Origin of the sequence: Chryseobacterium edaphi (assembly GCF_025628985.1) — a bacterium.
In the GTDB taxonomy this organism is placed as follows: domain Bacteria; phylum Bacteroidota; class Bacteroidia; order Flavobacteriales; family Weeksellaceae; genus Chryseobacterium; species Chryseobacterium edaphi.
Genome location: NZ_JAOTEM010000002.1, coordinates 130280 through 144213, shown reverse-complemented (window position 1 = coordinate 144213; position 13934 = coordinate 130280). Strand labels below are relative to the sequence as shown.

Below are 13934 nucleotides of genomic sequence, written 5' to 3'. Positions count from 1 at the left end.
TTTAACAATGTAAAAATCTAACCATGTAACAATTATTGGTAAACTGTTCCACTGTTATATTGGTAAATTTGAAAACCCTATGGATTTCACTATAAAAACAATGGCAGATTATGCTGCCGAAGGAAAATCGCCTGAAGTTTTGTTTTGGGTGGGCTGTGCCGGAAGTTTTGACGACAGAGCAAAAAAAATCACTAAAGCATTCTGTAAAATTCTGAATAAAATTGGGGTAGAATTCGCTGTGCTCGGACAGGAAGAAAGCTGTACAGGAGATCCCGCAAAAAGAGCAGGAAATGAATTTGTTTTCCAGATGATGGCAATGACTAACATTGAAGTTCTGAATGCTTATGACGTGAAGAAAATCGTTACCGCTTGTCCGCACTGTTTTAATACATTGAAAAATGAATATCCAAGTTTAGGAGGAAATTATGAAGTGATTCATCATACTCAGTTTTTAAAACAACTGATGGAAGAGGGAAGACTGAAAATTGAAGGCGGAGCTTTTAAAGGAAAAAAAATCACGTTCCACGATCCTTGTTATCTAGGAAGGGCAAACGGAGAATATGAAGCACCTAGAATGCTTTTAGAAAAATTGGATGCTGAATTGGTTGAAATGAAGCGTTGCAAGACAAACGGATTGTGTTGTGGAGCTGGAGGTGCACAAATGTTCAAAGAACCTGAAAAAGGGAACAAAGATGTGAACATTGAAAGAACTGAGGAAGCACTGTCTTTTCAACCTAAAATCATTGCAACGGGTTGTCCGTTTTGTAATACGATGTTGACCGATGGTGTAAAGCATTTCAATAAAAATACAGAAGTTGAAGTAAAAGATATTGTAGAACTATTAGCAGAAGCTGAGGATTTGTAATATAAAATTGATAAATTATAATATTTATGAAGATAAATTGGAATTTATCAATTTTATTTACTGCATTTTTACTTTTAGCCCTAACTTACTGGAATTATCAAAATCGTGTCTATGATTGGGATATGCCGGGATATATTGGTAGTGTACTTGAATACGATAATTCTAAATCGCCGGATGAAATTCGTACAATTACTTATACATCCATAGAAAAAGAAGCATTTCCTATTCATTACGCAGATCTCATAGGAACATCTCCAAGAGATATACCAAGACAGTTTTTTAAAAAAAACACTCAGGCTTTTACAGAACAATTACCCTACTTTCAGATAAAGGTGGGATATAATCTTGTCATTTTGCTTTTCTATAAATTGGGAGCAACTTTGCCAATGTCGGTTTTACTGGTAAGTCTAATTTCGTATTTTATTTCCGGACTTTTATTTTTTTTCATCGTAAAACTTATTTTTCCGGAGAAATATCTGATCGCAGTTTTATTAACATTCTGTGCCTTTATCCTACCACCAATGACTTATATGTCAAGAGTTTCAACTCCCGACATGTTTATTTTTCAGTTTATTCTTATTTTGATTGTTGGTTTATTAAAAAAGTGGAACAGCTGGGTTATGTTTTTCCTACTTTTTACAATTACATTTATAAGACCAGATTATATTACAATGACCCTAACTTATCTTTTCTCAATATTTTTATTTCAGTATTTTAAGGAAAGAAAATTGGATTTTAAACTTATTTTTCAAGGTATCATATTGTTGGCTTTATACTTTGTAATCATGAAATTTTATCATTATCCGGGTTGGAAAGATTTGTTTTATGACTCTTTTATTTCACGAAGACCAATCATGTCAGCTCAGCCGGCAAATTTTGGGTTGAAAGAATATTTAGATATCATTTATATAAAAATAATTTATTTTAAAAAGGTGACGCTCTCACTTGCAATAATGGTTTCTGTTATTTTCTGGCTTTCAAAAGACTTGTGGACCAGAATTATTTCTTTATTATTTGTAATAAATGTTTACATAAAATTCTTTTTCTTTCCACAATCGGCAGCGTTGAGATTTTTCTTTCCTTTTATTTTTCCTGTTTTTATTATGATGCTTTATGCAATCAGCCAAAAATACAATGGGTTCAGACTCAACAAAATTCAGTAATTTTGTGCTTTAAATTTATTTGAAATGAAAATCGAAGAATCAAATATTGTAGAAGCAAACGATTACAGAGTTATTATATATCCAGCCTCAAGACCTTTAACGACTAAAGAAGCCAAAGTAATTACCGAAAAGTTATATGACTTTCTGGCAACGTGGGCAGCGCACGGGAAACCACTTTCTTCGTCTTTTAAAATAGAGAAAAACCAATTCATTGTTATTTGCGTTGATGAGGAGAAAGAGATGGCTTCAGGCTGCAGTATCGATGCTTTAGGAAAAATAATGAGAGAGATCGATGAAGAGCATCAATTGGGTTTATTTGACCGTATGAAAGCCAGCTTTGTTGAAAATGGTGAAGTAAAAACTTTAAAGCTGATTGACTTTAAAAATAAAATCCGTAGCGGAGAACTATCAAAAGATATCGAAGTTTTCGATTTTTCTAAAAATACTTACCTTGAGTTTTTAGGAAATTTCTTATTGCCTTTCAGCAAAAGCTGGGCAATTAACATAAAATAATTTCTTTTTGAAATGATAAAATTTTCTCTTATTTGTTTAAAAATGATGGGAAAATTTTATTAACTGATTTTTCCCTAAAATGTCTAAAATCCTCTTTTTAACAACCGCTCACAATTACAATGATGACAGAATCTTTTTTCATCAGGCAAAAGAGCTTAAAATTCGGGGATTTGAAGTTAAAATTTGCAGTTTATATTCGGATTTTCAGGGAAATTTAGATGGAATTGAAATTGAATCTCATGCATTTTTAGAAAAGTCATTTTCAGAAAAAGTAAACTTGTTTCTTGAAGTTTGTGAATCTTTCCTTCCGGAATGTATTATTTGTTCGGAACCGATTCCTGTTTTAGCTGCCAGAAAATTCAGTAAAAAAAAGAAAATCAGCATTATCTATGACATTACAGAGTGGTATCCTGCAATGTCGATGCTTGAAGAATATTCGTTTCCTTCAAAACTTATTCATGGCTTTAGATTTTCATTAATTCAGTTGTATGCAGGATTTCTGAGCACTCATTTTATTTTTGGCGAAGAGACTAAAAAATTTCCTTTGGCTTATTTTTTTCCTTTCAAGAAGAAGTTGATGCTTCCTTACTATCCGGATCGAAATTATGTTTCTGAAAATATTAAAAAACTGATACCCAACCAAATTACGCTTTGTTACACTGGTGCTATTTCTAAAGATAAAGGAATCGGGAATTTTTTTAATGCAGTCGGTAAGCTGCAAAAACTTAAACCTAATCTTAAAATTTCACTTTTGATTGTCGGTTCGCCAAGAAAAGAAAGCGACGAAATTTACTTTTCAAACTTATTAACAAAGTTTTCTTTTGAAAATATAACAATCAAAAAACCAACGTCTTTCGAAAAATTCACGGAAACATTTGCCGATGCAGACATTTGCTTTGATTTGAGAGAACTTAATTTTGAAAATCATCATTCTCTGCCAATCAAGTTATTTTATTATATCGGAGCCGGAAAACCAATCATTTACTCGAATTTAAAAGGAATTAGAAGGCACATGAATGTATCAAAATTTGGAAATCTGGTCGATCCCAAAAATGCTGATTTAATTGCTGAATTAATAGTAAATTACATCGAAAATCCTCAACTTTACGATTCGCACGCAAAAAATGCAAGAAAAGAATTTGAAAACAGATACAACTGGAAAGCAATCTGTAATTCTTTTGTTGATTTTGTAAAACAATCAATTGATAAAAAATAATGATGCAACTGAAGGTTGTTAAGACTTTTATTTCCCGCTTTCTGATTCTGATCCTCAGTTTTGGATTGGTTATCTATTCGACGAATATGTGGGGAAGCGAAGGAAAAGGCACGATTTCTCTCGTTGTTGCAAATGCTGCTATTGTTAGTTTTTTCAGCAGTATTTTTGCGGGAAGCAGTACTTCCTTTTTCGCAAGAAAATATAAGACCGAGCAGGTTTTGGGATTTGCATACATTGGCTCGATTCTCATTGGAATTTTTGTTCCTTTGATTTTTAGCTTTGCTTCATTACAGGAAAATTACTTATTTCATCTGATAGGAATTTCTGTTTTTTCTTCACTTCTTGCGACAAATATCAGTTTGTTTATCGGTATTCAGAATATTCGGCTTTTTAATCTTTATACGGTTTTACAACAGTTTGCACACATTGTTTTTATTGCGGGGTTTATTTATATCTTGAATTATAGGGATGTTTCTGTTTACTTTACAGCGCAGATTTTTTGTTATGCCTTATTATTTATAACGAGTTTTTTTCAGATTTTAAAATCCTGTAAAATTTCTGAAATTTCGTTTCCGCTTGCTGTGTTGAAAGATATGTTTGATTATGGCTGGAAAAATCAGTTGAGCGCATTTATACAATTTTTAAATTACAGACTTTCTTTCTATTTTCTTGAATATTTTGAGGGAATTGCTGCGGTAGGAATTTTTTCTGTCGGAATTACCTTTTCCGAAGCGATCTGGACGATTACAAGAAGCATTGCCGTGATTCTTTATTCGGATGTCGTTAATAGCCAAAGTCGGGAAGAATCTATTGAAAAAACCAAAACATCATTACGAATGTCATTTTTGCTGATGATTATTTTTGTATTGGGAATTATCATCATTCCTTCAGAAGTTTATGAGTTTATATTTGGAAGAGCCTTTAAAGGAACCAAAGAAATCATGCTTCTCCTTTCTCCCGGAATTTTCGCCATTGCAGTAAGTGATATGATAGGACATTATTTTTCAGGTGTTAAAGAACTTAAAATACTGAATATCAAGTCGGTTTTAGGATTGCTCGTAACAGTTGCCTTATCATTTTATGCAATTCCGAAATGGGGAATGTATGGAGCCTGTGTTGTTGCAACGATTTCATATTGCGTTTCGGCAGCCATTTTATTCTGGAAATTTTATCAGTCTACTAACTTTAAAATCAATGATTATCTTATTTCAAAAGCCGAAATCAATTTACTTTTAGAAAAATTAAGGAAGAAATGATCATTAGTGAAGCATTTGTAGAAATTGACTTCTTCAACTTATTTTAAATTAACGTAATCATTTCCTATTTTTACAATTCAAAACAATATTCATGTGCGGAATCTGCGGCTATTATTCATTTAAAAAAGAAATTTCTTCTAAAAATATTTTAGAAATGAATAAAGCCATCCAACATCGCGGTCCCGATGATGAAGGGTTTTGGCTTTCGGACGGATCGGCTGGAACATCTTTTTCCGGAGAAGATTCTACGCAGAAAATCAAAGAAATATTTCCTGTTTTAAACGAAGAAAATTCTCAACTGGCTTTAGGCTTCCGAAGACTTTCCATTTTAGATTTATCTGAAAAAGGACATCAACCGATGCTTTCCGATAACGGAAAAATAACGATTACTTTCAATGGTGAGATTTATAACTTTAAAAAATTACGGAAAGAACTTGAAGATTTAGGTTATCAATTTAAAAGCAGTTCAGATACGGAAGTCATTTTAAAATCATATGAAGAGTGGGGAACCGAAATGTTTGCCAGATTTGACGGAATGTTTGCGATTGCTCTGATTGATTTAAATAAAAGTAAAATAATTTTAGCAAGAGATCGGGTAGGCTTGAAACCACTTTTTTATTATAAAAATAAGGCGATCATTCTTTGGGCTTCTGAAATAAAATCTCTTCTTAAAAATGAATATCTAAATCCTGAAATTAATTGGCAGGGAGTTTATACCAATTTTCTTTTCCAGACAACTTTGGCTCCTGAAACCTGTTTTAAAGGTGTTTTTTCTTTAGAACCTGCGTCTTTCATGACAGTTGATTTAAATGATTTTACAATGACAAAAGAGTTTTATTGGAATTTCCCTACTTCAAAAAATAATATTTCTGAGGAAGAAGCTGTATTAAAGATCGACAGATTGCTTTCTCAAAGTGTGCAGGAACAGCTTTATGCAGACGTTCCGGTTGCAAGTATGATGAGCGGTGGAATAGATTCTACGTTGATTACTGCACAGTCAAAACCTTACAAAGATGATGTTAATGCATTTACAATTGCATATCCGTTTTCTGAAGATGAAATAAGGAATGCCTCTTTGGTTGCCGAAAAAATCAAGATTCCACACCATATCAAGAAAGTGTCGGATGATGAAATTTTAAACCAATTAATAGAAAATATCCAACATTTTGAAGAACCTTACAGCAGTCTTGAAGTCTTGATGAATGCTGCAGAATATGCTAAAAATTTAGGCTTTAAAGTAGTTCTCAGCGGAAATGGTGCAGATGAATTGTTTGCGGGATATTCTCATTCTTTAAAACTCGATAAATGGCTTTTGATGAAGAATTTCAATTTTGTAAGAAATTTTATTTTCACGAAAGATGATTTTTCACAAAAGGTTAAAAACTATTTTTCTCAGGATTACATGTTTGATTTTTTCCGTCAAAGTCAGGTCGGTATGAAACTTTTGCAGGCTAAAAATGTCTTTAAGAAAGAATTTTACAATCAGATCAATCCAAATTTGAAACAGTTTCATTTGTCTGAAACCAAAGACTATAACGGATTATTTGAATATGACATGAAATATTCTCTGTCTTCTCATCATGTTTTCCGGGATGACCTGAGCGCAATGAAATATGGGGTTGAATTTCGTTATCCGTATTTAAGCAATGCACTGATTGATTTTGTTTTAGCTTTGCCGGAAAATTTACGTTTCAATGGAATTCAGAATAAGCCCTTATTAAGAAGAGTTGCCCAAAAATATCTTCCTTCCGAGGTTTTAAATATGCCGAAGCGCGGATTTTCTTTCCCACTGGCTTATTTTATTAAAAATGACAAGAAGATTCAGAATTTTATCAGTGAAAATTTAGAAAGCCTTAAAAAAAGAAATTTTTTCAACTCAGAAATCATTGATGATTGGTGGAAAAATCAAAAAGACGAGTACGGTTATGTGAAAATCTGGCAATTGGTTACTTTTGAACTTTGGTATCAGAAATATTTTGAGAATCAATAAAATCAGTTTCATTTTATATTTTACCTTTGCAGTATGAAAAATCTACTTTTTGGAATTTTACTCGGATGTTTTGCACTTATGGGATGTAGGAGCGACGAAGATTCTATTCAGAAAATTGATCAGATCATGAATTTTTACATTGAGAATTCAAGCGGAAAAGATCTGCTGATTCCCGACAGCATCGGATCTTACACAACGATTTCTATGAATGATTTTTTGGCTCCGAAAGATGTTGCTCCGGTAAGTTTTTCACCTAAAACAGGAGAAAGCTCCAGACGTTTTCTTGAATATATTGCAGGTGCTACCAGACAATTAGAAAGCGGTGGCGATTCTGATGAAAGAGTTTACCGATCGAAAATAAGAGTTGATCTCATCAAAAAAATTACCGATACTACGTTTGCTGCTGTTGTCAATGATACTTTAGAAATTCGTTATCGTTGGACTCCAACAGTTTTTGAAATCTCAACAGTACATTACAATAGTTCTCAATTACCCGTAACTAAAGATGCGGAAAGTCGTAATGTCGTGAAAATCATAAAATAATCTTTAAATTTGCATAAATCTGTTGGATGATGGAAGCTGGATGATGAAGTCCGGCAACACCCAACAACAAACATCTAACACCCAACAACAAAAACAAAAATGTTACAAGTCAATTTTTTGCGCGAAAACAAAGAACGCGTTTTAGAAGGTCTTCAAAAGAGACAATTCAAAAATCCTGAGTTGGTAGACGAGGCGATCCTTACTGACGAAGAAAGAAAAAGAATTCAGTTTGAATTAGATTCTCAACTTTCAGAAATCAATAAAATCTCCAAAGAGATCGGGATTTTAATGAAAGAAGGAAAAAGAGAAGAAGCTGAAGCATCCAAATCTAAAACAGCACAGTTCAAAGAATCGAGCACAGAATTGAAGTCACAATTGGAAGTGATCGAAAAGAAATTATTAGACATTCTTTATCAGATTCCAAATGTACCTTATGAATTGGTAAAAGCGGGAGTTTCTGCGGATGATAACGAAATTATCTATCAGTCACATGATGTTGAAGGTTTAGGTGAAGGTGCAATTCCACATTGGGAATTAGCAAAAAAATATAACCTGATTGATTTTGAATTGGGTGTAAAAATCGCCGGAGCGGGTTTCCCGGTTTATTTTGGAAAAGGAGCAAGATTGCAGAGAGCTTTGGTTCAGTATTTTTTAGATAAAAATGTTGACGCAGGTTATCTGGAAGTCAATCCGCCTCATGTTGTCAATGAAGCTTCAGGTTACGGAACCGGTCAGTTGCCAGACAAAGAAGGACAGATGTATTACATCAATGCAGATGAATTATATTTAATTCCCACAGCGGAAGTTCCTGTAACGAATTTATACCGTGATGTTTTGCTGGATGAAAAAGATCTTCCAATTAGAAATACCGCATTTTCTCAGTGTTACAGAAGAGAAGCGGGAAGTTACGGAGCTCACGTAAGAGGTCTGAACCGTCTTCACCAGTTTGAAAAAGTAGAAATTGTAAGATTAGAGAAACCTGAAAATTCTTACGCTGTTTTGGAAGAAATGGTTGAGCATATCAAAGAAATACTGACTGATCTTGAATTGCCTTACAGAGTTTTAAGATTGTGCGGTGGAGATACAGGTTTTGCTTCTGCCATGACTTATGATTTTGAAGTTTGGAGCGCTGCTCAGGAAAAATGGCTGGAAGTAAGTTCGGTTTCCAATTTTGAAACATTCCAGGCAAACCGATTAAAGTGTCGTTATAAGGCTGACGGAAAAACTCAATTAGTACATACCTTAAACGGTTCTGCAATGGCGTTGCCGAGAATTATGGCAGCTTTGCTGGAGAATAATCAGACTGAGGACGGAATTAAGCTCCCGAAGAAAATCGCTGAATATGCGAAGTTTGAATTGATTAATTAAAATTTAGTTTTTATATAAAGGAAACCACTGGGAAATCGGTGGTTTTTGTTTTTAATAAATGTTTGAGAAATAACAGGAGCTTTGAAATCTGCTAATAAACATCTTCACTTCAACGTCCAAGTCACAAAGTCATTCATTACTTCTTCCCAATGTGGCTTATCGTGATTGGGTCTTCCATCTTCAACTTCAAAGAAATTGTGTTCAAGATTTAAGTATCTTTTCAATGTTAAATTTTCCTTATGCTCACGAATGAAATATAAAGGAACGATGTCATTTAGATCACTTGCAATGTCATTCGTTCCGTAGGCCAAATAAATCGGTTTATTGAAATTTAACCAATCATCAAGGAGAGGCACGGAAAATGATTTCCATGCAAGTAAGTCTGGTTTTTGTTTTAAAATCTCAGGATTTTGAGCATCTTTAAAAATCTGATATTCTGCTTCAATTCCTTTATTGGCTTCATCCCACGAAATCTTTTTTTGCTCAGCATCTTTCCGATAATCTCGGATATTCTGATCAATTCTTCCAAAAGGATTTGCTGAAAATAAACCCAGTTTGGAAACATTTTTATTTGTGGCGGCAAGCTTTGTTGCTACTTTTGAACCTTGCGAATGTCCTGCAATAATAATCCTGTCATTGTCAACCCATTTTTGTTTTTTCAAAAATTTTAAAACTTTCAATCCGCGATCTACATAATTTTCAAGATAATCTGATTTTTGAAATTCTAAAGTTGGTGTGTTTTTGTCTTTCGAGTTTCCAACATACCAATATGAATCATTGATTTCGTTTTCATCTGCAATCAAAGGAGTTTCAGGCATTGAAATGATGACAAGGTGATAATTTTTAACAATTTTTGATACATCGAAATTTGAAATTCCTCCACCGATAAGCCAAATTCCCTCATCTTTTGAGTTGATGTAAAACGGATAAGGAAGTGAACCTTGACACCATAAGAAAACAGGTTTCTTTTGAGTTAGTACTTTATCAAAAACAATGAATTCTATCTTTTCATTTTTACCGGTGATTTCAAAAGCGGTCGATTGCTTGTTAATGATTTTTCCTTGTTGGGAAAATGTAAATTCAACTAAAAAAGTGAGTAAAAAAAAGATTCTGAATTTCATTTAGAAAATAAATTTGGCTTAAATATTTAGAAAATCAATGACAATTTGCACTATGCGGATGCGTACTGTGATCTCCAGGCAAATGACATTCTCCATTATTATCTTTAGAAATTGTCATTGCTCCAGCTGTTGGAGAGATGTAAGGAATACCCAATTCTAATCCTCTTAAGATAAATAATCCTCCCAAAATGATCATGATCACCGGAACAGCCTTTAAAATTTTAAGTCTGAAAGCCTGGTTCATCAAGTTTCCGACTAAAACTACGGTAAACATGAATGGAAGTGTTCCCAGTCCGAATAAAGCCATATATGAAGCTCCCTGCCAAATTCCGCCTGCAGCTAAACTTGCCGTTAATGCCATATAAACCATTCCGCAGGGAAGAAATCCGTTGAGAATTCCTGTGGTGAATCTTGAGCGGTAATCTGCTTTCTGCAAAAGTTTACCTAAGTTAGACTTTACTTTGAAAAGAAATCTTGAAAAAAAAGGAATTTTTGAAGCAAAATCTTTTCCTCCAAATGAAAATAATGCCATTACAATTAATAAAACTCCAACGGCAATTGTCAGATATTTTTGAAAACCTGCCATCTCAAAACCCTCACCGATAATTCCTAAAATTCCACCAAGTAAAGCGTAAGTGAAAATTCTTCCGAATTGATAGGTTAAATTCTGAAGATAGAAATTGGTTGCCTGCTTTTTGGTCAATCCCATCGACAAAGCAATAGGACCGCACATTCCGATACAGTGAAAACCGGATGCAAAACCTAAAGCAATTGCCGATATTATAAGTGCTACTTCCATATCACATCATAATCGAGCCGGTAGTCTGTTTTGTTGGTATTCCACATCAATCGTAACGTATAGTTTCCTTTTGTCAAAACTTTGGCAGGAATTGTGAATGATTGATTGGCATCGAGTTGCTCTGATCTTTTAATATCTAAATTCTGATCATCTGATCTGTTTAGCACAAATTTAATTTTAGAATTTGCATTATTGATATTTTTCGGAAAAGTCATTTTGATTCCGTCGGCATTTTGCGAGAATACAGGTTTTTCCTGAATTGTATCTGCTCTTCTTTTTGCATCAATAACGGTTTGATATTCCAGTTCTTCTTCGTAGTACTTATCGGTTACCATTTCCGAGTTTTTCTGTCCGTTCGGAAATAAGAAAAGCATTGACAAAATAAATATAATAAAAGAACCAAGTGCTATAAATACACCATGTCCCCAAGTGAAATTTTTCATCTTTAAAAATTAAAATTGTAATTTAAATGGTCCCTCGAAATACGTTTCATAAGAATCTATAAGCTCACCTTTCATATCGTAAACTCCGATGGTGATATTTTGTTTAGACAATTTCATCGCATCTTCAGGGAAACTGATGTTGATCGTTCCTTTTGTAATCTTATCTCTGTTTACTGTAATTTTACTTGAACCACTAGAGCTGATTTCTCCTTTTGCAGGTTCCATTACTTTGATTGTAACGATTTTTTTATCGTTGGTTTTGTTCAGGAAAGTGTAGTTGTAAGTATTGGTGATTTTTCCTTCACGTACAAAAAATGTGCTTCCAGCAGGTTTAATGAACTTAGCTTCCATTTCGCCACGACTTGAAAGCAGATATCCTAAAAATCCTACCAATAAGACAAGAACTACAGCAAAGCCTTTCATTCTTCCGGTAAATTTATAGGGTTCTCCGGTTTCAATTTCTTTTTCAGAAGCATAACGTACCAAACCTTTTGGCAAACCTACTTTTTCCATCACTTCATCACAAGCATCGATACAAGCGGTACAGTTAATGCATTCCAATTGCTGCCCGTCTCTGATGTCGATTCCTGTAGGACAAACAACAACACATTGATAACAGTCAATACAGTCTCCTTTTCCGGCAGCTTTACGATCTTCACCTTTTCTCCATTTTGAGCGGTTTTCACCTCTGTTGAAATCGTAGAAAACATTAATGGTTTCTTTATCGATCAAAACTCCTTGCAATCTTCCGTATGGACAAACCAATGTACAAACCTGCTCTCTGAACCACGCAAATACGAAATAGAATGCTGCGGTAAAAAGAATCATCACCACAAAATTGGTAAGATGTGCAAAAGGTCCGTCAGAAACGATATCAAGAACTTGTTCATATCCCACAATGTACATAAACATAAAGTGCGTAATGATCAACGAAATAATAACATATATTGACCATTTTAAACTTCTCTTCCAGATTTTTTCGCTGTCCCATTCTTGTCTGTCAAGCTTCATCTGCTTGTTTCGGTCTCCTTCGATTAAATATTCTATTTTACGAAAAATAGATTCCATAAAAATTGTCTGAGGACATATCCACCCGCAGAAAATTCTTCCGAATGCAATCGTAAAAATGATAATAAATAGGAGAGAAGCAATAGCTCCCAACGTGAGAATGAAAAAGTCTTGCGGATAGAATGGCTGTCCTACAATGAAGAACTCTCTGTCAATTACGTTAAATAAAAAGAAAGGATTCCCGTTGATCTTTATAAAAGGAACGATAAAATAAACTGCCAGTAATAAATAACTGACTATGTTTCGGTAATTGGTGTATTTACCTTTTGGTTTCTTAGGAAAAACCCATTTTCTCTTTCCGGATTGTTCCATTGTGCCTATAGAATCTCTATAGGTTTCAGGATCTAAAACCTGTCCCTGTCCGCCGCGTAGATTTTCTACTTCTTTATCTGACATTATAGTTTGGTTTTATTAAAAAAGAAAAAACATAATTTGTTACTATTTTTTAATTTAATAACAAATTATGTTTAATCATATATTTTTAAGTTTTAATTACTTTACTGTTTCTCCCACTTAGCTTCGTCACCATAAGCTGGTGCACCGCCTTGAGCCGGAGTAATTGGTGGCTGTTCCTGGTTGATGTGATATACGAAAGCTGCAACATTCTGGATGTCTCTTCCCGTAAGTACCCCATTTTTACCCCAAGCTTGCATAGCTGTTCCTGTAACTCCATTTTCTACAACGTGGAATACGTTTTTGAATAATGTTTTTTCAGGTTGGTTGTGCCAGAAGTTATCTGTCAGGTTAGGTCCGATACCTCCTTTACCACCTTCTGAGTGACAAGTTACACAGTTTGTCTTGAAAATTTCTTCACCTGCTGCAATATTATCTTCAGAGAATTCTGCTGTTTCTAATGTTATCTGTGGCTGAGTTTTTTCATAATCTGCAATACTTGCAATCTGCTCTTTGTATTCAGTGTCATATTCTTTTAACGGATGTGCAAAATCTGTAAAAGAATATGCGCATATATATACTATACAAAATGCTGTGCCAAACCAGAACAAACCTACCCACCATTTTGGTAATTGGTTATCCAATTCCATAATACCATCGAAACCGTGATCGATAAGGATATCTTTTTCTTCAGTTTCAGACTGCTTTTTAAAGGCTGCATCATACTGTCTTTTTAAGAAAGGAATTTTCTTCTCAGTAAGGTAAGCTGCCTTTTCTTCTGCAGTTAGTTTTTTGAATTTATTGTTTTCAATCAAATCTCCGATTGCACTGTGAATGTATGCCAAAATTGCACTGATCACTACAGTTCCCCAGAAATATGGCGAAGCTAAAAACGAGTAGCTTTGTACAAACAAGTAATAAAAGATTACTAATAATACTGTTATTATTAAAATGTTTACAAAAACAGGTGTTCTTTGTCTCATAATAAATAGTTTAATTTTTCAAATTAAAATCATCTTCATCATCCTCAAGAGGTGCATGCTCTTCTTCTCGGTAATATTTTTTAGGCCTGCTAAAAACGTAGATTACCAAAGCAATGAAGAACATCATAAAGAAAATCAGAGCCAAAGTTTGATACAAACCTGCATTTTCCGTGTTGGATAATATATCTTTAAAGTTCTGAGGAATCATGATAG

14 protein-coding genes are annotated in these 13934 nt (G+C 33.9%); 8 read left to right on the top strand and 6 right to left on the bottom strand.

Annotation, left to right across the window (positions count from 1 at the left end):
* The first annotated feature begins 79 nt into the window (after window positions 1-79).
* From NZ698_RS08775 to serS, 8 genes are all read left to right on the top strand, one after another.
* Complete coding sequence (locus NZ698_RS08775) at window positions 80-865, top strand: (Fe-S)-binding protein (RefSeq protein ID WP_263002738.1); 786 nt, start codon at window positions 80-82, stop codon at window positions 863-865.
* A gap of 26 nt (window positions 866-891) precedes the next feature.
* Entirely contained in the window at window positions 892-2028 is a 1137-nt protein-coding gene (locus NZ698_RS08770) for a glycosyltransferase family protein (RefSeq protein ID WP_263002737.1), read from the top strand.
* Window positions 2029-2052: 24 nt separating this feature from the next.
* Window positions 2053-2541 (top strand): hypothetical protein, encoded by a 489-nt coding sequence (locus NZ698_RS08765; protein ID WP_263002736.1) that lies wholly within the window; start codon window positions 2053-2055, stop codon window positions 2539-2541.
* Between the two features lie 79 nt (window positions 2542-2620).
* A complete protein-coding gene (locus NZ698_RS08760) occupies window positions 2621-3757 on the top strand; it encodes a glycosyltransferase (protein ID WP_263002735.1) in 1137 nt (378 codons plus the stop codon).
* A complete protein-coding gene (locus tag NZ698_RS08755; RefSeq protein WP_263002734.1) occupies window positions 3757-5013 on the top strand; it encodes an MATE family efflux transporter in 1257 nt (418 codons plus the stop codon). The genes NZ698_RS08760 and NZ698_RS08755 overlap by 1 nt, the downstream gene beginning before the upstream one ends.
* A gap of 91 nt (window positions 5014-5104) precedes the next feature.
* Entirely contained in the window at window positions 5105-7003 is a 1899-nt protein-coding gene (gene asnB / locus NZ698_RS08750) for an asparagine synthase (glutamine-hydrolyzing) (RefSeq protein ID WP_263002733.1), read from the top strand.
* Between the two features lie 33 nt (window positions 7004-7036).
* The gene (locus NZ698_RS08745) at window positions 7037-7546 is read left to right on the top strand and encodes a hypothetical protein (RefSeq protein WP_263002732.1); all 510 of its coding nucleotides are present in this window, start codon (window positions 7037-7039) and stop codon (window positions 7544-7546) included.
* A gap of 99 nt (window positions 7547-7645) precedes the next feature.
* The gene (gene serS, locus NZ698_RS08740) at window positions 7646-8914 is read left to right on the top strand and encodes a serine--tRNA ligase (RefSeq protein ID WP_263002731.1); all 1269 of its coding nucleotides are present in this window, start codon (window positions 7646-7648) and stop codon (window positions 8912-8914) included.
* Between the two features lie 104 nt (window positions 8915-9018).
* Here serS and NZ698_RS08735 read toward each other — a convergent pair whose 3' ends face one another.
* The 6 genes from NZ698_RS08735 to NZ698_RS08710 all read right to left on the bottom strand — a co-directional run bounded on the left by NZ698_RS08735 (window position 9019) and on the right by NZ698_RS08710 (window position 13929).
* Complete coding sequence (locus NZ698_RS08735; RefSeq protein ID WP_263002730.1) at window positions 9019-10035, bottom strand: alpha/beta hydrolase; 1017 nt, start codon at window positions 10033-10035, stop codon at window positions 9019-9021.
* A gap of 34 nt (window positions 10036-10069) precedes the next feature.
* Window positions 10070-10834: a sulfite exporter TauE/SafE family protein gene (locus NZ698_RS08730; RefSeq protein ID WP_263002729.1), complete on the bottom strand. Its 765-nt coding sequence runs from the start codon at window positions 10832-10834 to the stop codon at window positions 10070-10072.
* Window positions 10825-11277: a FixH family protein gene (locus NZ698_RS08725; protein ID WP_263002728.1), complete on the bottom strand. Its 453-nt coding sequence runs from the start codon at window positions 11275-11277 to the stop codon at window positions 10825-10827. Before NZ698_RS08725 ends, NZ698_RS08730 begins: the two co-directional genes overlap by 10 nt.
* A gap of 9 nt (window positions 11278-11286) precedes the next feature.
* Window positions 11287-12741, bottom strand: coding sequence for a cytochrome c oxidase accessory protein CcoG (gene ccoG / locus NZ698_RS08720; protein WP_263002727.1), 1455 nt, complete (start codon window positions 12739-12741; stop codon window positions 11287-11289).
* Window positions 12742-12842: 101 nt separating this feature from the next.
* Window positions 12843-13721 carry a c-type cytochrome gene (locus tag NZ698_RS08715; protein WP_263002726.1) on the bottom strand — a complete coding sequence of 293 codons (879 nt, stop codon included), beginning with the start codon at window positions 13719-13721 and terminating at the stop codon, window positions 12843-12845.
* A gap of 10 nt (window positions 13722-13731) precedes the next feature.
* Window positions 13732-13929 (bottom strand): cbb3-type cytochrome oxidase subunit 3, encoded by a 198-nt coding sequence (locus NZ698_RS08710; protein ID WP_263002725.1) that lies wholly within the window; start codon window positions 13927-13929, stop codon window positions 13732-13734.
* Window positions 13930-13934 lie beyond the last annotated feature (5 nt).